Source organism: Streptomyces sp. NPDC047043, assembly GCF_040644055.1.
Classification (GTDB): domain Bacteria; phylum Actinomycetota; class Actinomycetes; order Streptomycetales; family Streptomycetaceae; genus Streptomyces.
This window is the reverse complement of the sequence record NZ_JBEYVO010000011.1, coordinates 94,254-119,009: the sequence shown is the minus strand read 5'-3', so window position 1 is coordinate 119,009 and position 24,756 is coordinate 94,254. Positions and strand designations below refer to the sequence as shown.

26 protein-coding genes and 3 pseudogenes are annotated in these 24,756 nt (G+C 71.6%); 15 read left to right on the top strand and 14 right to left on the bottom strand.

Going from position 1 to position 24,756, the window contains the following annotated elements:
* Positions 1–83 precede the first annotated feature (83 nt).
* Positions 84–194: pseudogene (locus tag ABZ880_RS18970) on the top strand (O-acetyl-ADP-ribose deacetylase); the annotation flags it as partial.
* A gap of 6 nt (positions 195–200) precedes the next feature.
* Here ABZ880_RS18970 and ABZ880_RS18965 read toward each other — a convergent pair.
* The 4 genes from ABZ880_RS18965 to ABZ880_RS18950 all read right to left on the bottom strand — a co-directional run bounded on the left by ABZ880_RS18965 (position 201) and on the right by ABZ880_RS18950 (position 4,641).
* A complete protein-coding gene (locus tag ABZ880_RS18965) occupies positions 201–1,718 on the bottom strand; it encodes a serine/threonine-protein kinase (RefSeq protein ID WP_361263829.1) in 1,518 nt (505 codons plus the stop codon).
* Positions 1,719–1,901: 183 nt separating this feature from the next.
* Positions 1,902–2,096: a hypothetical protein gene (locus ABZ880_RS18960; protein WP_361263826.1), complete on the bottom strand. Its 195-nt coding sequence runs from the start codon at positions 2,094–2,096 to the stop codon at positions 1,902–1,904.
* On the bottom strand, positions 2,093–2,479 hold the full coding sequence (locus ABZ880_RS18955) for a hypothetical protein (protein WP_361263823.1): 387 nt from the start codon (positions 2,477–2,479) through the stop codon (positions 2,093–2,095). The genes ABZ880_RS18960 and ABZ880_RS18955 overlap by 4 nt, the downstream gene beginning before the upstream one ends.
* A gap of 299 nt (positions 2,480–2,778) precedes the next feature.
* A complete protein-coding gene (locus ABZ880_RS18950; RefSeq protein ID WP_361263820.1) occupies positions 2,779–4,641 on the bottom strand; it encodes a M1 family aminopeptidase in 1,863 nt (620 codons plus the stop codon).
* A gap of 134 nt (positions 4,642–4,775) precedes the next feature.
* On the opposite strand from ABZ880_RS18950, the pseudogene ABZ880_RS18945 reads away from it, so the two are divergent.
* A pseudogene (locus tag ABZ880_RS18945) lies at positions 4,776–5,802 on the top strand (beta-galactosidase small subunit); the annotation flags it as partial.
* 38 nt (positions 5,803–5,840) lie between these two features.
* Here the strand turns inward: ABZ880_RS18945 and ABZ880_RS18940 are convergent.
* A complete protein-coding gene (locus ABZ880_RS18940; protein ID WP_361263818.1) occupies positions 5,841–6,776 on the bottom strand; it encodes a M56 family metallopeptidase in 936 nt (311 codons plus the stop codon).
* Positions 6,773–7,186, bottom strand: coding sequence for a BlaI/MecI/CopY family transcriptional regulator (locus ABZ880_RS18935; RefSeq protein WP_361263815.1), 414 nt, complete (start codon positions 7,184–7,186; stop codon positions 6,773–6,775). Before ABZ880_RS18935 ends, ABZ880_RS18940 begins: the two co-directional genes overlap by 4 nt.
* 142 nt (positions 7,187–7,328) lie before the next feature.
* Here ABZ880_RS18935 and ABZ880_RS18930 point away from each other — a divergent pair, with 142 nt between their 5' ends.
* Positions 7,329–7,712, top strand: coding sequence for a BlaI/MecI/CopY family transcriptional regulator (locus ABZ880_RS18930; protein WP_361263813.1), 384 nt, complete (start codon positions 7,329–7,331; stop codon positions 7,710–7,712).
* Between the two features lie 151 nt (positions 7,713–7,863).
* Here the strand turns inward: ABZ880_RS18930 and ABZ880_RS18925 are convergent, their stop codons facing one another.
* Together ABZ880_RS18925 and ABZ880_RS18920 are read right to left on the bottom strand one after the other, a co-directional pair.
* On the bottom strand, positions 7,864–8,064 hold the full coding sequence (locus ABZ880_RS18925) for a hypothetical protein (protein WP_361263811.1): 201 nt from the start codon (positions 8,062–8,064) through the stop codon (positions 7,864–7,866).
* Positions 8,061–9,230 (bottom strand): MFS transporter, encoded by a 1,170-nt coding sequence (locus ABZ880_RS18920; protein WP_361264280.1) that lies wholly within the window; start codon positions 9,228–9,230, stop codon positions 8,061–8,063. Before ABZ880_RS18920 ends, ABZ880_RS18925 begins: the two co-directional genes overlap by 4 nt.
* Positions 9,231–9,400: 170 nt before the next feature.
* Here ABZ880_RS18920 and ABZ880_RS18915 point away from each other — a divergent pair, with 170 nt between their 5' ends.
* The 7 genes from ABZ880_RS18915 to ABZ880_RS18885 all read left to right on the top strand — a co-directional run bounded on the left by ABZ880_RS18915 (position 9,401) and on the right by ABZ880_RS18885 (position 15,573).
* The gene (locus tag ABZ880_RS18915) at positions 9,401–10,882 is read left to right on the top strand and encodes an AlkA N-terminal domain-containing protein (protein ID WP_361263808.1); all 1,482 of its coding nucleotides are present in this window, start codon (positions 9,401–9,403) and stop codon (positions 10,880–10,882) included.
* A gap of 16 nt (positions 10,883–10,898) precedes the next feature.
* A complete protein-coding gene (locus ABZ880_RS18910; protein WP_361263805.1) occupies positions 10,899–11,384 on the top strand; it encodes a methylated-DNA--[protein]-cysteine S-methyltransferase in 486 nt (161 codons plus the stop codon).
* A 61-nt stretch (positions 11,385–11,445) separates the two neighbouring features.
* On the top strand, positions 11,446–11,835 hold the full coding sequence (locus tag ABZ880_RS18905; protein WP_361263802.1) for a hypothetical protein: 390 nt from the start codon (positions 11,446–11,448) through the stop codon (positions 11,833–11,835).
* Between the two features lie 122 nt (positions 11,836–11,957).
* Positions 11,958–12,596: a hypothetical protein gene (locus ABZ880_RS18900; RefSeq protein WP_361263799.1), complete on the top strand. Its 639-nt coding sequence runs from the start codon at positions 11,958–11,960 to the stop codon at positions 12,594–12,596.
* Between the two features lie 111 nt (positions 12,597–12,707).
* Positions 12,708–12,932: a ferredoxin gene (locus ABZ880_RS18895; protein WP_361264278.1), complete on the top strand. Its 225-nt coding sequence runs from the start codon at positions 12,708–12,710 to the stop codon at positions 12,930–12,932.
* Positions 12,922–14,313: an FAD-dependent oxidoreductase gene (locus ABZ880_RS18890; protein ID WP_361263796.1), complete on the top strand. Its 1,392-nt coding sequence runs from the start codon at positions 12,922–12,924 to the stop codon at positions 14,311–14,313. The genes ABZ880_RS18895 and ABZ880_RS18890 overlap by 11 nt, the downstream gene beginning before the upstream one ends.
* Before the next feature lie 24 nt (positions 14,314–14,337).
* On the top strand, positions 14,338–15,573 hold the full coding sequence (locus ABZ880_RS18885; RefSeq protein WP_361263793.1) for a cytochrome P450: 1,236 nt from the start codon (positions 14,338–14,340) through the stop codon (positions 15,571–15,573).
* A gap of 452 nt (positions 15,574–16,025) precedes the next feature.
* On the opposite strand, the gene ABZ880_RS18880 is transcribed toward ABZ880_RS18885, so the two are convergent.
* Positions 16,026–16,160, bottom strand: a complete 135-nt coding sequence (locus ABZ880_RS18880) for a winged helix-turn-helix domain-containing protein (protein WP_361264275.1) — start codon at positions 16,158–16,160, stop codon at positions 16,026–16,028.
* A gap of 665 nt (positions 16,161–16,825) precedes the next feature.
* Between ABZ880_RS18880 and ABZ880_RS18875 the strand changes: the two genes are divergently transcribed.
* Positions 16,826–17,170 carry a hypothetical protein gene (locus ABZ880_RS18875; protein WP_361263791.1) on the top strand — a complete coding sequence of 115 codons (345 nt, stop codon included), beginning with the start codon at positions 16,826–16,828 and terminating at the stop codon, positions 17,168–17,170.
* A gap of 200 nt (positions 17,171–17,370) precedes the next feature.
* Positions 17,371–17,571, top strand: a pseudogene (locus tag ABZ880_RS18870) (IS630 family transposase); the annotation flags it as partial.
* A gap of 28 nt (positions 17,572–17,599) precedes the next feature.
* Here the strand turns inward: ABZ880_RS18870 and ABZ880_RS18865 are convergent.
* Positions 17,600–18,337: a Sir2 family NAD-dependent protein deacetylase gene (locus ABZ880_RS18865; protein WP_361263788.1), complete on the bottom strand. Its 738-nt coding sequence runs from the start codon at positions 18,335–18,337 to the stop codon at positions 17,600–17,602.
* A 77-nt stretch (positions 18,338–18,414) separates the two neighbouring features.
* Between ABZ880_RS18865 and ABZ880_RS18860 the strand changes: the two genes are divergently transcribed.
* A complete protein-coding gene (locus ABZ880_RS18860) occupies positions 18,415–18,615 on the top strand; it encodes a type II toxin-antitoxin system VapB family antitoxin (protein WP_361263785.1) in 201 nt (66 codons plus the stop codon).
* 508 nt (positions 18,616–19,123) lie between these two features.
* Here the strand turns inward: ABZ880_RS18860 and ABZ880_RS18855 are convergent.
* Positions 19,124–19,618 carry an NUDIX hydrolase gene (locus ABZ880_RS18855; protein WP_361263782.1) on the bottom strand — a complete coding sequence of 165 codons (495 nt, stop codon included), beginning with the start codon at positions 19,616–19,618 and terminating at the stop codon, positions 19,124–19,126.
* Positions 19,615–20,472, bottom strand: a complete 858-nt coding sequence (locus ABZ880_RS18850) for a helix-turn-helix transcriptional regulator (RefSeq protein WP_361263779.1) — start codon at positions 20,470–20,472, stop codon at positions 19,615–19,617. The genes ABZ880_RS18855 and ABZ880_RS18850 overlap by 4 nt, the downstream gene beginning before the upstream one ends.
* Positions 20,473–20,556: 84 nt before the next feature.
* Here ABZ880_RS18850 and ABZ880_RS18845 point away from each other — a divergent pair, with 84 nt between their 5' ends.
* Complete coding sequence (locus ABZ880_RS18845; protein ID WP_361263778.1) at positions 20,557–21,444, top strand: SDR family NAD(P)-dependent oxidoreductase; 888 nt, start codon at positions 20,557–20,559, stop codon at positions 21,442–21,444.
* Here the strand turns inward: ABZ880_RS18845 and ABZ880_RS18840 are convergent.
* Positions 21,441–22,514 carry an ADP-ribosylglycohydrolase family protein gene (locus ABZ880_RS18840; protein ID WP_361263775.1) on the bottom strand — a complete coding sequence of 358 codons (1,074 nt, stop codon included), beginning with the start codon at positions 22,512–22,514 and terminating at the stop codon, positions 21,441–21,443. The genes ABZ880_RS18845 and ABZ880_RS18840 overlap by 4 nt on opposite strands.
* A 214-nt stretch (positions 22,515–22,728) precedes the next feature.
* On the opposite strand from ABZ880_RS18840, the gene ABZ880_RS18835 reads away from it, so the two are divergent.
* Positions 22,729–23,847: a glycerate kinase gene (locus tag ABZ880_RS18835; RefSeq protein ID WP_361264272.1), complete on the top strand. Its 1,119-nt coding sequence runs from the start codon at positions 22,729–22,731 to the stop codon at positions 23,845–23,847.
* 87 nt (positions 23,848–23,934) lie between these two features.
* Here ABZ880_RS18835 and pssA read toward each other — a convergent pair whose 3' ends face one another.
* Positions 23,935–24,753 carry a CDP-diacylglycerol--serine O-phosphatidyltransferase gene (gene pssA, locus ABZ880_RS18830; RefSeq protein ID WP_030936949.1) on the bottom strand — a complete coding sequence of 273 codons (819 nt, stop codon included), beginning with the start codon at positions 24,751–24,753 and terminating at the stop codon, positions 23,935–23,937.
* Positions 24,754–24,756: the final 3 nt, after the last annotated feature.

The window sequence follows — 24,756 nt, the reverse complement described above, 5'->3', positions numbered from 1 at the left end:
TCGGTCGGGCAGACCCATTGCACCTGAGTCCCCGAAAAATCGGAAAGGTCGGCGTCCCAGTCTGGGACATCGGCCACGGTTGCGCCCGGATCGCGGTGGAGACCGCGCGGGCCGCGGAGACGGCGGTGGAGGAGGTCAGGTTCGTGCTGTTCGACGAGAAGGCGTACGAGGCGTTCGCCCAGCAGGTGGGTTGACCGCAGCTAGGCGCCGTCACCCAGACGAACCCCGTCGACGGCGGTGTCGAAGACCTGCCGGTACGTGTGCCAGTCGGCGTCCGGTGCCGACAGGTAGATCACGTACTGGGTGCCGTCGGCGCCGGCGAAGGCCAGTTCTGCCGCGCGGAACTTCCGTGCCCTGCCGTCGAAGGTGAACTCCCAGTACCCGGCGGGCCGTTCGCGGAAGGTGGTCTCGGCCATCCGCACCCGTTCATAGCCCGGGTTGTCGCGACGGGTCTGGTCCTCCTCCGTGTCCTTCCAGTGCCGCAGCGGATCGGCGCCCCCGAACTGGACGACGTTGACTCTGAGGCCCACCAGGCCGGACGGGTCGATGTAGGCGACTTCACCGCCGGGCAGCGTCTTGCGGGTCCAGCCGTCCCGTACGGGCACGGAGATGCCGCCGTCCGCCTGCGCGAGGTGGTATCCGGCGGGTGGTGCAGACACAGTGGGGCTTGCACTCGCGGAGGGGGAGGCGGCGGCCCCGGACGCGCGGCCGTGCAGCCCGAACGGGTTGCCCTCGAGCCACCACAGAGCGCCGCCTGCCACACAGGCGGCGAGTGCCAACGCCGAGACCGACAGCAGCACCGTACGGCGGCGGCTCCCGCTGCCCTTGCGCCCCGGAGGCGCGAGGTCGGCGGGAACCGTCGCCGTACGGGTGGGCGGATCGTGTCGAGCGGTTCGTGTGCCTGCAGCATCGGCCAGGTGGCGTTCGACCTCGTGCACGTCCATGCGCCGTTCCGGTTCCTTGACGAGCAGCCCCTCGATCACCTGGGTCAGGTGCCCGGCGTTGCGCGGGGCCTCGTAAGGGTCGGTGGCGATGGCGTACGCGGTCTCGATCGGGGTGTCGCGGCGGAAGGGGGGCCGCCCCTCGACCGCCTGGTACAGCGTCGCCCCCAGGGCCCACAGATCGCTGGCGGGACCGGGCTCGGTGTGCGTGCTCCTCAGGCGCTCGGGCGCCAGGTAACGGATGGAGCCGATCAGCTCGCCGGACTTGGTCAGCGAGGACGTTCCCGACTCCATGGCGATCCCGAAGTCGCTCAGGACGATCCGCCCGTCGTTGCCGAGCAGAACGTTTGCGGGTTTGACGTCCCGATGCAGGACCCCGGCGTCGTGCGCGGCCCGCAGCGCGGCGGCCATGGCACGGCCGATCCGGGCGGCTTCGTCGGGTGGCAGCGCGCCGCGTTCCTTCAGGACGTCACTCAGCGTGCGTGACGGGACGTACTCCATGACGATGCAGGGCAGGCCGTCGTCGTCGACGACGTCGTACACCACGATCACGTTGGGGTGGGTGATCCGGGCCGCACTGCGGGCCTCGCGGCGGGTGCGCTCGTAGAGCCTGTGGACCTCGTCCGCGTGCAGGTGCGGCGGGATGCGCAGCTTCTTCACCGCGACATGGCGGCCGAGCAGCCTGTCCTCGGCGCGCCACACGGTGCCCATGCCGCCGCTGCCCACCCGCTCCACCAGCTGATACCGGTCGGCGACGAGCCGTCCAAGATCGGACACAGCGAGATCGTCCACTTCTCCGCTTCCCGTTCGCGAACAGTCGGGGCCGACGAGGCACGATAACCCATTCGGTCGATTGCCCTGAACGAAGACGAGGCTCGTCCCGTCCTCGTTCCCGGAGTTCCCGGAGTTCCCGGAGTTCGCCGCAAGGGCCGGCTGACGCCCCGCACCCGCCGCCCGCCCCTAGGCCACGGTGATCACCAGCGCCCCGGAATGGCTGCTGCCCGGCGTGAGCGCACTGGTCGTACCGTCCACGGTCAGGCTGAGGCTCCGGCCGGGCGGTGCCTGCACCGTCGCGTCCGCGTCGACGACCAGCTTCGTCAGGTACGACGGCCCGGTGACCGTCCAGACCGAGCCCGCCCCCAGCTTCACGATCACACCGTTGTTGATGGCGGGCCGTGGGGTGTTGGTGACGTGGTTGATCTGCCGCCAGTCCGTCGAGGTGATGGTGGAGACGGCGTGCCGTGACGTCGAGGCGGAGATGACGCCCTCGATACGGCTGCGGCGGACCCGGTCTCCACGCCGTTCACGGTCAGGGTCAGGCTGTGGCCCTCCGGAGCGGTGAGGACGGCGCCCTCCTCCACGACGAGGACGTCGAGCCGGGTGACCTCCGTGACCTCCCAGGTCTCCCCGGCGGCGACGGTCCTCCGTCTGCCGGTCGCGGCGTGGGCGGTGGCCGGGGCGAGCAGCGCGGGTGCCGCGGCGACGGAGCCGACGACGAGCAGCGCCCGCACGCGCGACCGCATGGTGCCTCCGGGCATGGGCAACTCCCTTGCGCCCCACGGCAGTTCATGGGGCGATCGAGTACCAGAGGTGTGACAGGGAGTGAAGCAGCGCCCGGGATGCCGTAGAACCCCGCAGTCGCTGTGAAGCGCCGCCCGAGCCATGCTCGTCGGACATATGAACCATCCCCGGGACCGGACACCCATCCCAGGGACGGACCGAAAGTCCCCCTGAGAACGACGCCAATGGGTGACGCGGCACCCCGGATCGGCAGGCCCGCGAGGCGTTCGCCGCGCAGGCCTGCCGAGGGAGCCTCGGTCGCCGGGAACCGGTCCGGTCAGCCGTCGATGCGGTGCGTGCTCCAGAAGGAGGTCAGGTCCGTGGTCGTGGCGGCCTGCGCGGCCGTCTTGAACTCGGCCGTGGTCGAGACGCCGTACCAGTGCGAAGTGGCGTAGTCCTTCAGCAACTTGGTCATCGCCGTGTCGCCGATCAGCCGGCGCAGGTCGTGCAGGGAGCACTTGCCGTAGCCGTAGACGACGGTGGAGTAGCGGGAGGAGTGGGCGTCCCAGTAGGCCATGGAGTTGGTGATCTTCTCCGCCGACGAGGCCCACGAGACGCTGTTCCAGCAGTTGGTGCCGGTCTTGCCGAGCGCCAGGTCGGTGGCGTAGTCGGTGAACGACTCGTCCAGCCAGGGGCTGTTGTACTCGTCGTCGCCGACGATGCCGTACCACCACTGGTGGCCGATCTCGTGTGTGAGGGCGGTGGTGCTGACGAGGTCCAGGACGAAGCCCGGGTACTCCATGCCGCCGAACCAGTAGTTGTTGTCGATGACGGCGTCCAACTCGCCGTAGGGATAGGCGCCGAAGCGTGCGGCGTGGGCGTCGACCGCGGTCTTGGCGGTGCTGAGCATGGACTGGGCGTCGGCGGAGCTGATGTTCGACACGGAGTAGACGTTGATCGCGGTCCCGGCTGCCGACGTGCCGGAGATCTTGCTGAACGGTCCGGCAGCCCAGGCGAAGTCACGCACCTTGGAGGCGGTGGCGGTGGTGACCGTGCGGCCGCTGGAGCCGGGGGTGTCGGTCGAGGTGCCGGTGGCGGGCACGAGCAGTGAACTCGGGTGGTCGAGGGTCACCTTGAAGTCGGCGGCCAGGGAGTAGAACGACTCGCCGTTGTTGGTGTACGGGTCCAGGTGCCAGCCCGAGCCGTCCTTGACCGCGAGGACCGGCAGCGCGTTGCCGATGAAGCTGAACGCCCCGTCGTGGCCGAACCGGTCGGCGCCGCTGGGCACGGTGATGCCCAGGTCGAAGCCGATCGTGGCGGACTGTCCCTGCGCCAGGGGCGTGGGGAGACTGATCTGCAGGGCCGTGCAGGCGACCGACAGGGAACCCGCGGTGCCACCGGTGACGTTGCTGACCGTGATCGGCATCGACGAGCAGGTGCCGTGGTAGTTGTCCCAGAGCCTCAGGTACACCTCGCTCAGCGCCGTGGAGGAGGCGTTGGTGAAGGTCGCGCTCTCGTGGCCGGTCCATACGGTGCCGCTGGTGTTGCTGCTGAGGCTGACCGTGTACGAGGGTGCGGCCGGCGTGCGCGTCGAGTCGGCCGGCGGGGTGGTCTCTCCGGAGGTGTCGAGGGCGATGTCGTCGAGGACGAAGCTGCTCTGGAGGCTGGAGTCCTCGGTGCCGGTGAAGGCGAGGCTCACGGTTTGACCGGCGAACGCCGACACGTCCAGGGACTTCTTCACGTACCCGGTGTTCTTGTCGAGGTTCGAGTACGTCGCCAGGGTCGTGCCGCCGATCTTCGCCGTCAGCTTGTCGTACGCGACGGACGAGGTCGCCTCGGCGGTGTCGATGTGCAGCCAGAAGGAGAGGGTGGCGGTGCTGCAGCCGGACGGGATCGTGACGCTCTGGGAGAGGGTGTCGGTGTGCGTGCCGCCCGTTCCGTCCAGCCAGGCGTAGCTGGTGCCGCCGTGGGCGCTCTGGCCGGAGCGGCTGGTGATCACGCTTGTGGACGACTGGGTCCAGGACGAAGTGCCGCTCTCGAAGCCGCCGTTGGCGACCACCTGGGTCGGAGAGCAGGCCGCGGCCGCCGACGAGGCGGCGGGCGGTGCGGCTGCCGCCGGGGCGGCGGGGAGCGAGACGGCGGCCAGCGCGGCGACGGCAAGTGCGCGCGCGGCGATGGATCTGTGGGGGGTCGTTCTCACACGAAACTCCTTTGCGGCGGCCGGGATTCCGGCCTGCTCGGCGACCGTCCGGTCGGCTGGGGTGCGCCGGCGGCGGCCGTGGGCTACGTGCATCTGTTGACCGGAGCATGCCACATCGTGCGGCGCAATGGAGGTCCACCAAGTGGGCAGAGCCCGGCTTCGAGGTGGCCCGGCACTAACTCGCCGTCGACGCCGGCAGCCCGGCCGTCACCCCGTCCCGCTGGAGAACGTCCCGGCGCTGAGCCACCAGCAGAACGACGACTCCCGCACCGTCTCGGGCCCCGACTTCTCCGTCACCGTCGCCAAGGACAGCGGGCTCATCACCTCCTACGAGGCCCACGGCACCCGGCTCCTCACCACCGGCCCCACGCCCACCTTCTGGCGGGCGCCCACCGAGGAACGACCACGGCAACGGCCGGCACACCCGCAACCAGACCTGGCGCGCCGCGGGCGCCCGCCGCAAGGTCACGGACGTGAGCGTGCGCGAACTGCGCGACCGGGCCGTGGAGATCAAGGTCAGCGGCACCCTGCCGACGACCGTCGAGTCGACGTACAACCACCACCTGCACGGTCTTCGGCAACGGCGAGATCAAGGTCGACAACACCCTGCACCCGGGCGCGGCGACGCTGCCGTACGTCTCGGAGGTCGGCACGCTGCTGTTCCTCCCGAGCCGCCTGGAACACCTGCACTACTACGGCCGCGGCCCCGAGGAGAACCACTGGGACCGCCACGACGACACCGACGTCGGCCTGTACTCCGGGACCGTCTCCAGGCAGTGGACCTCCTGCACCCGCCCGCAGGAGAACGGCCACAAGACCGACGTCCGCCGGCTCGCCCTCACGGACGGCCGCGGCCGAGGCCCGCCCGTCTCCGGCGAACCGCTCGTCGAGGCCAACGCCTCGCACCTCACCCCGGAGGACCTGTCCCTCGGTGCCCGCCACGACTACCGGCTCACGCCCCGCGAGGAGGTTGTCCTGCGCCTGAACCACCGGCAGATGGGCGTGGGCGGCGACAACAGCTGGGGTGCTCACACGCACGACGAGTACAAGCTCTTCGCCGACCGCGACTACTCCTGCACATACCGATTGCGCCCGCTCACCGACGTCGGGAAGGCGCAGGAACTCTCGCGGCGGCCCGGCGCGACCGAATTCTCCGGGTAGCGCGACGGGGCCGATGCAGTGGCCCGTGCCCCCAGTTCTCAGTGTTCTCCCTGCGCGACCTCGATGCCCGCGTGCAGATCGGTCGCCGCGTCCATCGCCGCGGTCGCCGATACAGCCACGCAGGCCAGGAGCAGACCGGCCAGGGCGCGGGGGAGCAGGCGGGGAGCGGGCGCGGCGGGGTGCAGCAGGGCGGTGACACGGCGGGGGACCGGACCCGCCGTGGCCGGGAGGGACAGCCGGGGGCGGGGGTCCGCCGCACGGGCGGCGAGGGCGGCGCGGCCGACGGCTCGGGCGGTGAGCGCCCGATCGCCGGTCGCCCGCGCGGCGGACTCGTCGGCCCAGCGCTCCAGGGCGTACGACAGCGGGGCGCGCAGCCCGCGCAGGGCCGGATGCAGGGCTACGGCGAACTCGGCCGCCGCGAGGAAGAGATGGTGCCGGCCGGCGAGGTGGGCGCGCTCGTGGGCGAACAGCACCTCGCGCTCGCGTGCGCCGAGGGCACGCAGCATCCCGGTGGTGACGACGATACGGCCCGGCCGCCCGGGCAGGGCGTACGCGTCGGGCCGCTCCTCGTGCCGCACGCAGAGGTCACCGGCGCTCGACGCGCCGCCCAACTGCCGCTGGGCGGCCCGCAGTTCACGGAGATGGCGTCGGGCTCTGCGGAAGAGCCCGACGCCGAGTGCCGCCAGCGCGAGCGCGGCCAGGACCGCGGCCGGCACGGTGGCGGGCGAGCCGACGCCCAGCAGGCGCGGGGAGAGGTGGGCGAGCGCCGCGACGAACGGCAGCCGCAGGGAACCGGCGAGAGCGAGCAGCGCCAGCGCGGCCGTACTGGAGACGGCGAGGACCAGCGCGAGGGCGGTCAGCGCCCAGGCGGCCGTCCGGGGCGAGAGCTGCTCGGCACCGCGCCGGGCGACGGGCACGGTGAGCAGCGGCACCAGCAACGGCACCAGCAGCGGAAGCCACACGGCGTAGATCACGGGGCGTCTCCCGCGGTCCCGTCCCCGCCGTCCAGGAGGGTGCGCAGCAGCTGCTCGTCCTCGGGGCTCAGATCGGAGACGAAGCGGGCGAGCACGGTGCCGCGGTCCTCGTCCTTGTCGAGTTCGGCGTGCATACGGCGGGCGGTGAGACCGGGGGAGTCCTGGACCGGGGCGTAGGCGTAGCCGCGGCCCGAGCGCGCCCGGGTGACCGCGCCCTTGGCGTGCAGACGCGTGAGGATCGTGGTCACGGTGGTGCGGGCGAGACCGCCGCCGAGCTCCACCTGCACGGCACCGGGCGTGAGCGGCCCGTCGGCGGCCCACAGCGCGGCCAGCACGCTCGCCTCCAGCTCACCGGCCGGCCGCCGGTCCGCCCGTCCTCCGACCGGCTCGTCCTGCTGCCCTTCGGGCATGGAAACGCTCCTCGGCTGCTCTCATCGGTCCACCGTTCACAGTCCGATGGACCCGTCTACGTGACTGTAGTCGCTCGGTGGCTCGTGATGGCTCCCGGCGCCTCGGTGTCCGGCGGGCCCGACGCGCCGTAACGTGGTGGTCATGGCAGGCGCGACCCCTCGCGGCAGGGCCGAGCGGCGCAACCCGGGAGAGCTGGAGAGCGCGGTCCTCGCCACCCTGTGGGCGACGGACCGCCCCCTCACCCCGGCCGAGGTCCAGTCCGGAATCGAGGGCGACCTCGCCTACAACACCGTGCACACCATCCTGCGACGCCTGCACGACAAGGGCCTGGTCCTGCGCGACGCGGACGGGCGGCGCGGTGCCTACCGCCCGGTGAAGAACGAGGCCCAGATGACCGCGGACGCCATGCACCTGGCCCTGGCCCGCAACCCGGACCCGATCACCGCCCTCCAGCAGTTCGTCACGGGACTGACCCCGGAGGAGCGGACGGCCCTGCGCAAGGCGCTCCGCGAGAGGGAGGGGTGAGGGGCGGATCCGGTATCGGAGGCAAGCGGGGCGGCTCAGCGGCCGGAGGATGGGTGGCTCACCGGTGGCCGGCGGGGTGGCTCGCGGGTGGCGGGAGGGCGGGCCAGCGGCAGCAGGGTGGTGGCTCACGGGTGGCAGCAGGGCGGGCGGCTCACCGGCAGAAGGCGGGCCGGCTCACGGGTGCCGGTTCGCGGGTGCAGGCGGGCCGGCTCAGCGGAAGCAGGACGAGCGGGCGGCTCACCAGCGGCAGGCGGGTGGGCCTCAGCGGCGGCAGACGGGCGGGCTCAGCGGTGACAGACGAGCTGTGCGCCAGCAGCAAGCGGGGCCCGCCGAGGGCGATCCGCCGCCTCACGCGCTGCTCCGGTCGCCGCCCTGACGAGCCCCGGCCTCCCCCCGTCGCACCCCCGCCACAGCCCCCACCGCCCCGCACCCCAACACCACCGCCAGTGCCCCGAACCCGTACGTCAGCGTCGCCGTCGTCGCGACGGCAGCCACCAGCAACGGCCCTCCCGCGTCGCCCAGTTCGCGGCCGAGTTCCGCCGCGCCCATGGTCTGCCCGAGCCGCTCCGGCGGGGTCGTCGACGCGAGGGTCGCGAAGCCGAGCGGGGTGATCAGGCCCGTGCCGGTGCCGATGAGGGCGGCGGCGAGCAGGACGCCGACCAGGCCGGGCAGCATCGCGCAGGCCAGGCCGGCCGCCGCGAGCAGCAGCCCGGCGGTGAGCCCGGCGCGCGCGGTGAGCCGCCCCGCGTCCAACGCCCGCCCCACCCGCGGCTGTACGACCGCCGCGCACGCGGCCAGCACCGACACCGCCGCACCCGTCGCCACCGTCCCGAGCCCCGCCGCCGCCCCGGACACCGGCAGGAACCCCACCCCGACCGACAGCGCGGCGGTCGCCCCCGCGAGCGCGGCCGTCGGCACCAGAAACGCCGCCTCCGTCAGCCGCCGCGCCAGGTCCAGCACGGTCTGCCGGGCCCGCGGTAGCGGCGCTACGACGGGTACGGCCACCAGCGCCCACACCGCCACGCCGGCGCCGAGCACCGTCAGCACGGCGAACAGCAGCCGCAGCCCGCCCGCCCACACGAGCAGCCCGCCCAGCAGCGGGCCCAGTGTGTAGCCGACGGACTTGCAGAAGCCGTAACTCCCAAAGGCCCGCCCGTGTTTGGCCGCCGGATTGAGCCGGGCCACCAGCGCGGACGCGGCCGGCGAGAACGCCGAGGCCGCCGCCCCCTGCCCCAGCCGTGCGGCCCACAGCCACCCCGGGCTGTCCGCGAGGACGTACAGCGCGGACGCGACGGCGAACGCCGCCAGCCCGCCGAGCAGCACCGGCCGCGCCCCGACCCGGTCGGCCACCGTGCCGAACACGGGCTTCAGCAGCACTTCCGCGCCGTCGTAGAGCGCGAGCAGCCCGCCCAGGACGAGCAGCGAGGTGACCGCACCCTCCCCGGCACCCCCGAGGTTCGCGGCGATCCCGTGCGCCCCGAAGGCGGTGGTGAACCCGGCCGCGTACAGCGGCCACATCGACCGCTGCCGTTCATGCGCCATGGACGGCAGCGTACCCACCACACACCCACACATGAATGGCCGCTCAGGTATACGGAACCGCTGGTGATCCGGACCGCCCCAGCGCACGCCACCTTGATGTCGGATTCTCGCCAGCCCCGCCCGCCCGCATCGCCGATGCTGGACGCATGCAGAACGGGATGCACACCGACCGAGAGCGCTGCGTACGCGCCGTCCAGTCCAAGGACGCCCGCTTCGACGGATGGTTCTTCACGGCGGTCCTGACCACCCGGATCTACTGCCGGCCCAGCTGCCCGGTCGTACCGCCCAAGCCCGAGAACATGACCTTCTACCCGAGCGCGGCCGGCTGCCAGCAGGCCGGCTTCCGGGCCTGCAAGCGCTGCCGCCCCGACACCAGCCCCGGCTCCCCGGAGTGGAACCGGCGCGCCGACCTCGTGGCCCGCGCAATGCGCCTGATCGCCGACGGCGTGGTCGACCGCGACGGCGTACCCGGCCTCGCCGCCCGCCTCGGGTACAGCACCCGACAGATCGAACGCCAGCTGCTCGCCGAACTGGGCGCCGGCCCCCTGGCCCTGGCCCGAGCCCAACGCGCCCAGACGGCACGCCTGTTGATCGAGACGACCCCCCTCCCGATGGCGGAGATCGCCTTCGCCGCCGGCTTCTCCTCGATCCGTACCTTCAACGACACGGTCCGCGAGGTCTTCGCCCTCTCTCCGTCCGAACTGCGCGCCCGGCTGCCGAAGAAGAACGCCCCGTCGGCGCCCGGCGTCCTCACCCTCCGCCTCCCCTTCCGCGCCCCCCTCAACCCCGACAACCTCTTCGGCCACCTCGCCGCCACGGCCGTACCCGGCGTGGAGGAGTGGCGCGACGGCGCCTACCGCCGCACGCTCCGCCTCCCGTACGGCCACGGCATCGCGACCCTGACCCCGAAAGCCGACCACGTCGCCTGCCGCCTCACGCTCAGCGACCTGCGCGACCTGCCCGTCGCCATCAGCCGCTGCCGCCGCATGCTCGACCTGGACGCCGACCCGGTCGCGATCGACGACCAGCTCCGCACGGACCCGCTGCTGGCCCCACTGGTCGACAAGGCACCCGGCCGCCGCGTACCGCGCACGGTCGACGAGGCCGAGTTCGCCGTACGAGCGGTCCTCGGCCAGCAGGTCTCCACGGCCGCGGCCCGCACGCACGCGGCCCGCCTGGTCACGGCGTACGGCAACCCGGTGGAGGACCCGGAGGGCGGCCTCACCCACCTCTTCCCGACCCCCGAGGCCCTGGCCGAGGTGAACCCGGAGTCCCTGGCGATGCCCCGCACCCGCCGCACCACGTTCACCACGCTGGTCCGCCAACTGGCCGACGGCGAGGTCAACTTGGGCGTGGACAGCGACTGGACGCAAACCCGCGACCGCCTCCTCGCCCTCCCCGGCTTCGGCCCCTGGACGGTCGACGTCATCGCCATGCGCGCCCTGGGCGACCCCGACGCCTTCCTCCCCACCGACCTCGGAATCCGCCGCGCCGCCCAGGAGTTGGGCCTCCCGTCCACCCCGGCGGCCCTCACCGCCCGCGCGGCGGCCTGGCGCCCCTGGCGGGCGTACGCGGTCCAGTACCTGTGGGCGACGGACAGCCACCCGATCAACTTCCTCCCGGTATAAGGACGTCAGGCCAACCATGACGAAACAACACACGGTCGTCCCCAGCCCCTACGGCCCCCTCACCCTCGTCGCCGACGACGGTGTCCTGTGCGGCCTCTACATGACCGACCAACGCCACCGCCCACCGGAGGAGACCTTCGGCCTCCCGGACGACACCCCGTTCGCCGAGGCCGAGCAACAACTGAAGGCGTACTTCGCAGGCGAGTTGAAGGAATTCACCCTCGAACTCCGCCTGGACGGAACACCCTTCCAGCGCGGCGTCTGGGACCAGCTCCGCAAGATCCCCTACGGCGAGACCCGCTCCTACGGCGACCTGGCCGACGCCCTGGGCAACCCGTCCGCCTCCCGCGCGGTGGGCCTCGCCAACGGCAAGAACCCGATCGGCATCATCGTCCCCTGCCACCGAGTGGTCGGCGCGAACGGCAGCCTCACGGGCTACGGCGGCGGCCTGGACCGCAAACAGCGTCTGCTGGACTTCGAGAGCGGGAGGGCGCTGTTCTAGCCGGTCAGCGTGCGCAGCAGCGTGCCGGCGTGCTCGGCCTGTGTCGCGGGGAAAATGAACCATGAGGTTTCTGAAGCGGTCGACCTCCCGAGCGAGGCACGCCACCTACATTCCGGTCGACGACGATGAGGACGACGAAGAATCCGCCCGCGGCGGCTACGTGATCAGAGCCGAGGCGGGGGCACCGACGATGACGCTCACCGCGCCGATCCGGACCGTGCGGTCGGAGGAGTTCTCGGTCTCCGCCCCTGCGCAAGCGCTGAAGCCGGGCGTGCACTGCCTCCTCGGCGGCCCGGGCGAGCCGACCTGCGAGGTGGTCCAGGTCGTCCTGGGCGAGCCGCGGCGCATTCGGCGAGGCAGGTTCGGGACCATCGCCTCTCCTCATCCAGCGGGCACCGTGGTCACCCTGGTGACCGCCGAACGCATCGAGGACTGGTCGCAGTGGCCGTGACCGGGCCACCAGCCCTGACCTGTATGGCGCACCCCGCTCTTCCTCCCGAGTGACCCCGGTGGCGCGAGCCCCCGGATCGCTGGTGTCTGTACGAAGGAGGACCGGGCAGAAAGCGGGAGACCATGCAGCGAAAGCACGAGCGCCTCGCGACCCTGTGGGCCGCCGGGGTGGCCGGGGTGGTGTTCGCGGTCCTGATGGCCGTGGCGATCGTCCTGATGCGCATCGCTCTGCCCGGCGGTACCGGCGGGAGCGACGTGACCGCCGATGCCGGACAGCGCAGCGCCGTACGGACGGCGCTGGAGCTGCTCCCGTTCGCCGGGATTGCCTTCCTCTGGTTCATGGGCGCCCTGCGCGAGCAGGCCGGCGAGGACGAGGACCGGTTCTTCTCCACCGTTTTCCTGGGTAGTGGCCTGGTCTTCGTCGCCACCTTGTTCGGCGCCGCCGCGGCGGCCGGAACGGTGCTCGCCGAGAGCCAGCAGCACCCTCCTTTCGGCCGGCACTTCGCCTACGCCCTGCTGACCACGTACGCCATGCGGATGGCGGCGGTGTTCATCATCACGACCTCGACCATCGGCCGCCGTCGCGGCGTCCTCCCGCGCCCGCTCGTCGCCCTCGGCTACCTGGCGGGCCTCACGCTGCTGGTGGTGGGGTCCAGCGTGCCCTGGTCCGAACTCGTCTTCCCGGCCTGGGCGTTGCTCCTCAGCCTGAACATCCTGCGAGGCCGGCGTCCCGCCCCGCCACAGCCGGCCACATCGACCTGAGCCGACCGCACCGCTCACTCGAACGGTCTGCTTCTCGTCGCCGCATCCCGTCCGGCCACCGAGGGTGGAAGCAGGGGGCCGACCGGGCCGTAGGAGAGGACCGATCCCGTGGTGAGGATTGCCGTCGACCTGAACCGCTGTCAGGGGTATGCGCAGTGCGCGTTCCTCGCCCCCGAGATCTTCGCCATGCACGGCGAGGAGGCGCTGCTGTACGACCCGGAGGCCGACGAGGCGCAGCGCGCGAAACTGGCCCGGGCCGCCGCGGCCTGCCCGGTCCAGGCCATCCTCGTCGACGCGGTGGACGCACCGGCCGAGGCGGTGTCCGGTGCTCGGTGACGGAAACCTGGAACGCCTCAAACACGAGGGCCGCATCGTCGTCGTAGGCGCCTCGCTGGCCGGCCTGCGCGCAGCCGAAACCCTGCGTGCCGAGGGCTTCTCGGGCTCCCTGACCATGATCGGCGACGAGCCCCACGAGCCGTACGACCGCCCCCCGCTCTCCAAGCAGGTGCTGCTGGGCAGGGCGGCCGCCGACCACACCGCACTGCCCAGGCTCCGAACCGTCGAGGCGACCTGGCGGCTCGGCGTCCCGGCCACCGGCCTGGACATGGCCGCGCGGCGGGTGCGGCTGGCCGACGGCGACGAGGTGCCGTACGACCGGCTGCTGATCGCGACCGGGGTCCGGGCACGACCGTGGCCGCACGAGGCCGAGGCGGAACTCGACGGCGTCTTCGTGCTGCGGACGGCCGACGACAGCGCCGCCCTCGCGCGGCGGCTGGACGCAGGACCCAAGCGGGTCCTGGTCATCGGAGCCGGGTTCACCGGCTCGGAGATCGCCTCCGCCTGCCGCGAACGCGGCCTTGCCGTCACCGTCGCCGAGCGCGGCTCGGCACCCCTGGTCGGCGCGCTCGGCGGAGTCGTCGGCGCGGTCGCCGCCGAGATGCAGCGCGAGAACGGTGTGGACCTGCGGTGCGGGGTCATGGTGACCGCGCTGGAAGGCGATGCCTCGGGACGGGTGCGCGCCGCCCATCTGTCCGACGGCTCCACCGTGGAGACCGACGTGGTGATCGTCTCGCTCGGCGCCACCCGCAACACCGAATGGCTCGCCGGATCCGGACTCGGAGCGGGCCCCCGAGGCATCGCCTGCGACGCCGGCTGCCGGGCCTTCGACATCCGCGGAATCGTCACCGACGACATCTACGCGGCGGGCGACGTCGCACGCTGCCCGCACCCCCTGTTCGGCTACCAGTTCCTGTCCCTGGAGCACTGGGGCAACGCCGTCACCCAGGCTCGGATCGCGGCGCACAACATGATCAGCGAGAGCTCCGACCGCATCCCCCACATGGAGGTGCCGGCCTTCTGGTCCTCGCAGTTCGGAGTCAACATCAAGTCGGTCGGGGTGCCGTCGCTGGGTACGGAGATCCTCATCTCGCAGGGATCGCTCAAGGACCACCGGTTCGTCGGCGTCTACGGGTACCAGGGCCGCGTCATCGGCGCGGTCACCTTCGACCAGGGCCGCTGGCTGCCGTTCTACCAGGAGCTGATCGAGACCACCGCGCCGTTCCCGCCGCCGTTCCCCACGGTCGACCGGCGCTCGGACGGACAGCGGCCGCTCGACGCCGACTTCCCCGACCCGTCGGTGCCCACCCACGGCCCCACCGTGACCCTCGGCGGATACTCGCCGGCCGACCGCCGGATGACGTTCACCCCCGCGCACTGACCCGTACGGCCACGAGGACCCGCCATGACGCAATCCTTGCTGCACCAGATCCTGGACTACGCCAACCGCGCCAACCCGTACCCGATCTACGAAGAGCTACGCAAGACGCCGGTGCACCACGAAGCCGGCGGGCCGTACGTCATCAGCACCTACCACGAGATCCGCAGCCTCCTGCACGACCCTCGGATCAGCTCCGACGCCCGCAATCTGTCCTCGACCACCCGCGACCCGCTGGCCGAGCCGGCCCAGGAGGAAAGCGCCCTGCCCCCCGGGTTCCTGCGGCTCGACCCACCGGAACACGACCGGATGCGCCGCATGACGAACCGGCCCTTCGGCCCGCCGCACTCCCCGCACCGCGTCGACGGGATGCGCGCAGAGCTCCACGACATCGTCTCCGGCCTCATCGACGGCATCGCCGACCCGAGCCGGATCGACCTGGTGGAGCAGTTCTCGTACCCCTTCCCGGTGACCGTGATCTGCCGGCTGCTCGGGGTGCCGCGCGAGGACGAGGCCCGCTTCCACACCTGGGCGGACACCCTCGCGGCGAGCCTGGACCCCGACCCGGACGCGGACCCCACCGAGCGGGGCAAGGGCGCCCACGACGCCCGTATGCAGTTGGGCATGTACCTGGCCGGCCTGATCGAGGAACGCCGCAAGAACCCCGGCGACGACATGCTCTCCCAGCTGGCCACGGCCCAGGGCGGGGACGGCCCGATGACGACGATGGAACTGCTCAGCACCGCGGCACTGCTCCTGATCGCGGGGCACGAGACCACCGTCAACCTCATCACCAACGGAATGCTGACCCTGCTACGCCATCCCGAAGTCCTCGAACGACTTCGTACGGATCCGCAGCTGGCCGTGCCCATCGTCGAGGAGCTGCTGCGTTTCGAGCCACCGGTGCAACTGGTGCCCCAGCGCACCACCCTCGCCGACATCGAGGTCCGCGGTGTCACCATCCCCAAGGGCGCCTCCCTGTGGCTCGTCCTGGCATCCGGCAACCGCGACCCCCAGCGCTTCGAGGACCCGGACCGCTTCGACCCGGACCGCCGGGACATCCAGCACCTCGGCCTGGGCAGCGGCATCCACAGCTGCTTCGGCGCCCCGCTCGCCCGACTGGAGACCCAGCTCGCCCTGTCGGAACTGGCCCGGAAACTGGAAAACCCACGCCTGCTGGAGGACCCGCCCCCGTACCGCCAGAACGCCGTGCTGCGCGGGCCGCGGCATCTGCCCATCTCGTGCGACGGGATCCGCCCTTAGGGCTGCACCGTTCATCCCGAGGTGTCGTCGCAGAGGGTGGCGCCGCGGTTCGGGATCTCGAAGTCCGCTGCGGACCAGGCGGCTGCTGGCGCACCGGGCAGTCGGTCGGGAGAGGATCCTCCCGTGAGCCAGCCTCTGCCGCAGTTGCCGAAGCCCGAGGCATACGGGCGCGGACGACCAGGTCGCGGAGGTCCGCCGGCCAAGCCCTTCGGCTCGCCCTTACGACCCTGACGGGCGCGGATCGCACAGATGAGACGCGACCGTCGGCCTGGATTGAAAGAGGCCGTGCCCGCCATCGACACCCGCCCGGAGGCCCGCCCCCCACCACCCGCACGAACGGGATCTGACCGATCCGGCTCCAGGTCCTGGACCGCGGCGGGGCATCGACTGCCAAGCCTCGTCCTCGGAGACGAACCAAGCGCCGCGCTCCGCAGCGGTGCCCCTACCCGCGGTCAGGTCTCCTTCTTCCACAACTCGACGGCATCGTCCTCCCGTTCGATGGCCCGCCTGGCAGGATGCCGTCGGCTGCAGCCTTGCCGCTTCGGCAATCGCCACGTGCCCTCGACGGCGTAGGGGATCCGGAACATCCGGCCGATCAACGTTTTGATCCGCGCCGGCGTCCACCGCTGGTCCGCCCAGTCTTGGACCGGCGCTGCGCGGTCCAACTCCCGCTCCAACGTGGCGATCTGTGTTTCGCACAGCCGGGGCCGCACCGGAAAGCGGGGCCCCGCCGCGCTCGCGCCAGGCCCGGCGCCACCGCTCGCTCAACCGCAGAGCGGCAGCGACCTCGCGGTTCGTCTCCCCACCCCGATCCGACGTGGTTGAAGGGAATTGCTCCGGAGTGGCCATCGCGGTGTTGCCGCAGTGATTGAGGGGTCAATTACGCCCACCCGGGGCAAAAGTGGACATCATGCCCACCGCTCGCTAGGGTCGATTTAGGGACGCCAGACCTGTGCAAGTACCCAGTACGCAAGGGAGTTGGCGGCGGAGCTGGAATCGACCGTCTCCCCGATGGCGCACAGAGCCGTCAGCGCGAAGCGCAGTCGCCCCGCCTTCCGGACGCGCGGGGTCGGGGTCGGACTTAGCCCTCAGTGGCAGGCATATGAACTCACATGACGGTTCCATCGCACATGCGCGATTTGATGCCGTGGTCTAGCCCGGAGCCATTGGAAAGGCATTCTTCGACCGGTGGGAGTTTGAAATGCGAAATTGCAGCAGAAATAGAAGGAGGACGCTCGGCTCTGTTGCGGTCGTGGCCTCGCTGGCACTCGCCGTCCCTGTTGCGGCATCCGGCACGGCGCACGCAGCAGTGAAGGTCACCGTCAAGGGGACCGCGAGCTGTGCCAAATTCGGGGATTCGACGCCGACTCTCGTCGAGATCAAGCCCACCAAGGGAAACCCTGACTCGGACGAGCTCCCCGGGGATGACGAGACCGAACCGTACTCTGTCGTTCTGACAGGGATTCCGAAGAACGGCACGAAGGCCAAGGCCACGGTCACCTGTGTGGACAGCGACAACGAGAAGAATACGATCAACAAGACCTTCACGGTCAAGAAGCCCCCGAACGGCGCCCCGCTGGTCAAGAATTTCGGATAGCTTTCGGCTCGGAACGTCCCGCCGGTCGGCAGCCGGCGGGCGTTCTGATTACAAGGGAAGTTGGGATTCGTAGAGTCCAAGGAACAGAAGTGCGACGCTGAATTCCGGTTAGGTGCTGTGTGCATCGTGATCGAGGCTCGCGCCAAAGTGACTGCCGAATGCGGCGAATTTGTCGCGGAACAACCTGGACGTCCACAAGGCTGCCGCTCTGAGCACCCGACCTCAACCCCGGCGAAGGCACCTGGTCGCTCCTGTGACGCGGCCGACTGTCCAACCGCGCCTGCAGCACCCCTGAACCCTTCGCCCAGTGCATCCAACGCGGCCTTCGGCACGTCCAGTACCGCAGCGACCTCACAGACGGCTGCCGTGCCGAAACCGGCCTGGTCATCGGACCACCCTGACCAACGGCACGACACCACGAGTTCAACTTCAGTAGCTGCTCTGCTCCTTGAGTTCTTGCACCAACCGGGGGAGCGCTGTGCCGATCCTCTCCCGGACGACCTCGTCGGCGAGCTCGTCGTACGGCGTCGCCTCGGCGTTGACGATGACGAGCCGCGCCCCATGATCCGCTGCGACACCCGCGAGCCCGGCCGCTGGTTGGACTTGGAGGCTGCTGCCGACGGCGATGAAGATCTGGCATGCCTTGGTGATCGCTGCGGCCTCACCCAGCACCACCGGATCGAGCCGCTCCCCGAACATCACGGTCGCCGACTTGAGGATCCCGCCGCACTCCAGGCAGGGCGGATCGTCCTCCCCGGCCTCGACCCGGGCGAGCGCGTCCTCCATCGGCCCGCGCGCATGACACCCGGTACACACGAAACTCCGTGCGCTGCCGTGCAGTTCGAGCACCTTGCGGGCGGGCATACCGGCGAGCTGGTGCAGTCCGTCGACGTTCTGCGTGATGACCCGCACCGGCACCCCGGCCTGCTCGAGCTCGGCCACGGCGCGGTGCGCGGCATTGGGCTCGGCCTTCAGCGTCCGGTTCTTGCGCCGCATCTGCCAGGACCGCCGCCGGATCTCCGGATCGCCCATGTAGTACTCGTACGTCACGAGCTTCTCGGCCTCGGGATCCTTGCGCCACAGGCCGTTGGGGCCGCGGTAGTCCGGGATGCCGGAGTCGGTGGAGATACCGGCGCCGCTCAGGATGGCGACGAGGGGCTTGGTCATGTCACCGAGGGTAGGTCGGGCGCTCCGGGAGCGGCCAATGGATATCGCCGGGGCGGCCAGGCTGCTAGCGTCCCGCCATGGCCAAGGTCACCGTCTCGCTCGACGCCGAACTCGTCGTGGAAGCCATGGTGCTCGCCGGCGTGGGCAGCCCCCAGGACGCCGTCGAGCTCGTCGTCCGCGACTACATCGAGCGCGGCCACCGGACCGAGGCCCGGATCGCCGCGCGGGACGAGGCGCTGCGCGAGGTGGACGTGAAGCCCAGGGACGTCGAGGGCTGAGCCCAGCAGCCGGCTTTTGATTCTGGCCGACGAGGCTGAGCTGGCAGTCGGTCTCTGATTTCGGCCGCGGGGCTGATCCCGGCAGTCGGTTCTGATCCCGGCCGCGGGGCTGATCCCAGCAGTCGGTTCTGATCCCGGCGGTCGCGGTTGATCCCGGTCGGCGAGGACACGATTCGGCCGACCGCCGAGGCTGATCCCGGCCGACCGCGTGAGGTGCCCCCGTGGCCGTCAGCCGACCCAGTGCCGGCAGTTGACTCGATGGCCGTCAGCCGACCCAGTGCCGGCAGTTGACCCGATGGCCGTCAGCCGATCCAGTGCCGGCAGTTGACTCGATGGCCGTCAAGCGCCCCAGTGCCGGCAGCTGACTCGATGGCCGTCAAGCGCCCCAGTGCCGGCAGTTGACCCGATGGCCGTCAACCGACCCGCCGGCCCTCAGCCGACCCGCCGGCCCTCAGCCGACCCGCCGGCCCTCAGCCGACCCGCCGGCCCTCAGCCGACCCGCCGGCCCTCAGCCGACCCGATGCCCGTTCTCCAGCTCCGCCGTCCCCGCCCCCTCCGCCAGGACCTCCAGCGCAGCCAGAACGCGGCGCCCCAGCGCCCCCGGCAGGTACTCGGCCAGCTCCTCGCGCTCCACCAGCCGCCACGACAGCAGCTCCTCCTCCTGCAGCCGGATCGCCTTGAAGTCGTCCTCGGTCAGGACCCCGCCGTCGTAGAGGTAGGCCACCAGCGGCGGCCAGGTCGGCATGTACACCCAGTCCACCGCGAGAAGCCGGCCGATTGCGCGGTCGAGGCCGATCTCCTCGAGCGTCTCTCGGCGCGCGCCCTGGCGTGGGGTCTCGCCGTCGTCGGACTCGATCGTGCCGCCCGGAAGCGCCCAGCCCTCACGGTAGTTGGGCTCGACGAGCAGCACCCGGCCCCCGGCGTCGCGGAAGAGGGCGGCGGCCCCGGAGAGGACGCGGGGGAGTCCCGCGATGTACGCGGCGAAATCTTCAGAGCTGGTCATTCAGGAAGCGTAACCAGCTTGCGCAAACGCCTCTCGTCCTCGCTGCCCGGCGCGGGGAAGTGACAGATCAGGCTCAGCCAGGGGGCTTCCTCCAGCGCCATGCGCACGTACGACACCTCGAAGTCGCCGACGTCCGGGTGACGGTAGCGGCGGAAAGAGGAGCGGAACTCGACGACGTCGTGCTCCGGCCACAGCGCCGCGAACTCCGGACTGGTGGCGAGGAGTTCGTCGATCAGTTCCGTGAAGCGGGGGTTGTCGAGCTCGTACGCCGCCTGCTGGCGCAGCAGCCCGGTCAGCCAGCGCGCCTCCGCCTCCCACTCGGGCATCAGCGACCGCAGCAGCGGCTCACGGAACAGCATCCAGACGCTGTTCAGCTCGCCCGGCGCACGGTCGAGCAGCGCACGGCCGAGGATCTGCTCCTGCGCCCGGTTCCAGGCCAGGATGTCGAAGCAGCGGTCGATCACGAACGCCGGGTTGGGCAGCAGTGTGTCCAGGAACGTGCGGACCGCGTCGGGGACGCCGCGGGAACGCTCGGCCGGTTCCGGGACGGGCAGGCCCGACAGGCGGAACAGGTGGGTGCGCTCCACCTCGTCCAGCTGCAGGGCGCGGGAGAGGGCCAGCAGGATCTGCGGGGAGACGTTGATGTCCCGGCCCTGTTCGAGCCACGTGTACCAGGTCAGGCTCACGCCGGAGAGCAGCGAGACCTCCTCGCGGCGCAGTCCCGGCGTACGGCGCCGCCCACCGGGCGGCAGCCCGGTCCCCGCCGGGTCGGCGCGCTCCCGGCGCGAGCGCAGGAACACGCCGAGTGCCTTACGGCCGTGGTCCTGCCCTGCCGGTCCTGGTGTCGCTGCCACCAGTAAATTCTGCACTCTTCAACCGGCCCGCGCTCCGGCGGAGGGTGGAAGGGACATCGAACTCCCTTGTGAAAGGCGGCCCTTGTGGCTGAGCTGCCCCCTCCCCGAACCGTCCTGGTCACCGGCGCCACCGGCGGCGTCGGCTCCGCCGTGGCCCGCAGGCTGCACGCCGAGGGCTGGATCGTGTACGCCGCCCACCGCAGGCCCGCGGACGCGACCGCGCTGCGGGATGCCGGCCTCGAACCCGTACGGCTGGACCTCACCGACGAGGAGTCCGTCCACGCCGCCGCAGAGGCCGTCGGGCCACGCCTGGACGGCCTCGTCAACAGCGCCGCCATCATGGGGCAGGGCCCCGTCGAGCTGACGCCGGCCGAGGCGTGGCGGCGCCAGTTCGAGATCAACGTCATCGGGCAGGCCGCCGTGATCCGGGCCCTTCTGCCCGCTCTACGGACGACCGGCGGCCGGATCGTGAACATCGGCGCCGTCTCCGCCCGCGTGCCGCCGCCCTTCTTCGGCCCGATCGCCGCCTCCAAGGCGGCCCTGTCGGCACTCACCCAGTCCCTGCGCGCGGAACTGCACCGCCAGGGCGTCAAGGTCTCCCTCGTCGAACCCGGCGCCATGGACACCGCCATCTTCGCCACGGCCGACAAGGCGAGCGCGGAGCTCGGGTGGGTGGGCTCGACCGACACCCAGCGGTATTACGCCGCCGCCCTGGACGCCGTACGAGCCACCGCCGCACGTCAGACACCGGGTCCCGTCGAGCCCGCCGTGAACGCGGTCGTCCGCGCCCTGACCGCGCGCCGCCCCGCCACCCTCTACACCACCGGCCGCGACGGCCGCGCGCTCGCCCTGCTGCGGTTCCTGCCGGACGGACTGCGCGACCGCCTGGTGCTGCGGGCGATGGGACTGACGGCCGGAGCGTTCACGGAAGCGGCAGCGCCGGTTCCGGCGAACGCACCCCCTGCTCCCTAAGGCTCGGCCTCCGCCAACTGCACCGTCCGCTCCGCCAGCTCACTGATCCGCACCCCGTCGAACCCGAACACCGCACTGCGGACCGTGTCCTCCAACGGCTCCTTCCACTGCGTCGGGATCGCGTCCGCCCCGGTCAGCACGCCGGCCACGGAGCCCGCCGTCGCCCCGTTGGAGTCGGTGTCCAGGCCGCCGCGGACAGTCAGCGTGATCGTGCGGGTGAAGTCTCCGTCGCCGTACAAGAGACCCGCGGTGAGTACGGCGGCGTTCGGGATGGTGTGGATCCAGCCGAGCCCGGCGGTCTCCTCGGCGACCGTCGTCAGCGTGTCCTCCCAGGTCATCCGGGTGTCGTGGAGCGAGACGACCCGGCGGACCGTCCGGGCGAGGCGGCTGCTCGCCGGGATCACGGCGAGCGCCTGGTCCACCGCGTGCCGCACTGTGGGGGCCGTGAACGCCGCCGCGATCAGCGCCGCCGCCCACATCGCGCCGTACACGCCGTTGCCGGTGTGCGAGAGCACCGCGTCCCGGCGGGCCAGGGAGGCGGCGCGGCGCGGGACGCCGGGGCAGGTCCAGCCGTAGATGTCGGCGCGGATCAGGGCGCCGATCCACTCCTGGTACGGGTTGTCGTAGGTGGCGGTGAGCGGCGGCTTCAGGCCGTTGGCGAGGTTGCGGTACGTGGCCCGCTCCGCCGTGAAGGTCTGCAGATACGGCAGCCGCAGCAGCCACAGTTCACCCACCTGCTCGGTGCTGAAGCCGAAGCCGTGGGTCTCCAGGAGGTCGAGGCCGAGGATCGCGTAGTCGACGTCGTCGTCCCGGCAGCTGCCGTGGATGCGGCCGCGTACACACTGGCGCCACTCGGGGCGCAGCTCGAAGCCGTCGCTCTCGTCGGCGGGCTCGGGGAGGTAGTCGGTCAGGGGCAGGGCGGCGGCCTGCCGCAGATAGCGGTCGATACGGTCCCGCGTCCACAGGTCGCCCTGCTCGACCGGCTTGCCGAGCATGTTGCCCGCGATCCGGCCCAGCCAGCCCCCGAGGATGCGGTCGGTGAGCTCTGGCTCAGTGCCCACAGGGGTCATAGCTCCGGTCTACCCAATTCCGGACGATGCTGCCCGCGGTTCGACAAGGGCGCACAGACGGCTCAGAGGGACGTCCCAGGGTCCGGGCGGTGCATGACGGCGGGGGCGCTCTCCGGTTAAGGTCGCAGCGGCGCGACTGGCCTTGACATGCGTGAGGCCCGGAGAGCAAGGGGAAGACAAGGTGGCGGACGCTGCAGGCATCGGTGCCCAGAGGGTGCTCATCGCCGCGGACAAGTTCAAGGGGTCACTGACGGCGGTGCAGGTCGCCGAACGGGTGATGGCCGGGCTGCGCAAGGTCGTACCGGACCTCCAGGTGGAGGCGCTGCCCGTGGCCGACGGCGGCGACGGGACCGTGGACGCGGCGGTCGCGGCCGGTTTCGAGCGCCGCGAGGTGCGCGTCGCCGGACCGCTCGGCCACGAGGTGACGGCGGCCTTCGCACTGCGCGCGGGCACGGCAGTCGTGGAGATGGCGGAGGCGAGCGGCCTGCAGCGGCTGCCGGCCGGTGTCTTCGCACCGCTCACGGCGTCCACGTACGGCTCCGGAGAGCTGCTGCGGGCCGCCCTCGACGCGGGCGCCCGGACCATCGTCTTCGGCGTCGGCGGCAGCGCCACGACCGATGGCGGCGCCGGCATGCTGTCCGCGCTGGGCGCGCGGTTCCTGGACGCGGACGGCGAGCCGGTCCCGCCGGGCGGCGGCGGCCTGAGCGAGCTCGCCTCCGCCGACCTGTCGGACCTGGACCCCCGCCTTGCCTCGGTCCAACTGGTCCTGGCGAGCGACGTCGACAACCCGCTGACCGGCCCGAAGGGCGCCCCCGCCGTCTACGGCCCGCAGAAGGGCGCCTCCCCGGACGACGTGGAGACCCTGGACACCGCCCTCGCGCACTACGCCAAGGTGCTGGAGGAGGCGGTCGGCGCGAAGGCCGCGGAACACGCCGCCTCCCCGGGCGCCGGAGCGGCCGGCGGCATCGGCTACGGCGCCCTGCTGCTCGGCGCCCGCTTCCGCCCCGGCATCGAGGTGATGCTCGAGGTTCTCGGCTTTGCACCCGCACTGGAGTGGGCCGACCTCGTCATCACGGGCGAGGGCTCCCTGGACGAACAGACCCTGCACGGCAAGGCCCCCGCAGGCGTCGCCGCCGCCGCACGCGCCGCGGACAAGGAGGTCGTCGCCGTCTGCGGCCGCCTCGCGCTGCCGCCGGAGGCTCTGGGACGGGCGGGGATCCGCCGGGCGTACCCGCTGACGCAGGTCGAGCCGGACGTCGCCAAGTGCATCGCGGACGCCGGGCCGATCCTGGAGCGGGTGGCGGAGCAGATCGGCCGGGACTTCCTGAGCTGAGGCCGCCGCCTCACGGAACGACGAAGGGCCCCGAGCCGAGTGGCTCGGGGCCCTTCACCGTCGTAGAACCGCTACGGCTTCCAACCGCTACGGCAGCTGTGCCGCCCGTGCCTCGCGCCGGTTGTCACGGAAGTTGTTCACCCGGCGGGCCGTGGCGAACAGCGGGATCACTGCGCCGGTGACCAGCTGGAGTGCGCAGCCCGTCTGGAGGAGCAGCTGGCCGCTCGGGGCGTCGAAGGCCCAGGCGGCCAGGAGGCCCATGGACACGACGATCCAGGACAGCATCGCCACCGCGAGGCGCCCTCGCGGCTTCGGGTACTCGACCCGGCTCACCATCAGCCAGGCCGTGCCGAGGATCGCCAGGAGCGTTGCCACGAAGGGCAGCTCCAGCAGGACGATCGAGACGACCGTCAGCGCGCCGAACGGCGAGGGCATGCCCTGGAACATGCCGTTCGGGACCGTCACGCACGAGAAGCGCGCAAGCCGGAGCACCACCGCCAGGAGCACCACGATTGCCCCGACCGCAGCCACTCTCTGGTGCGCGTCGTCCGCGACCATGCCGTAGACGAGGACGAAGTACGCCGGCGCCAGACCGAAGCTGATCAGGTCCGAGAGGTTGTCCAGCTCCGCACCCATCGGCGAGGAGCGCAGCTTGCGCGCCACGAGGCCGTCGAACAGGTCGAAGACCGCCGCGCACAGCATCAGGATGACCGCGGTGGCCGCGCTGTGGCGGGCCATGCCGGTCTCCTGGTCACCGGTGAGGTGCGGGATCAGGATGCCGGTGGTCGTGAAGTACACCGCCATGAAGCCGCACGTCGCGTTGCCGAGGGTGAGGGTGTCCGCTATTGAGAGGCGGAGAGAAAGGGGCATCTCCTCCTCTTCGTCCACCTCGTCGGCCTCGGGCACCCA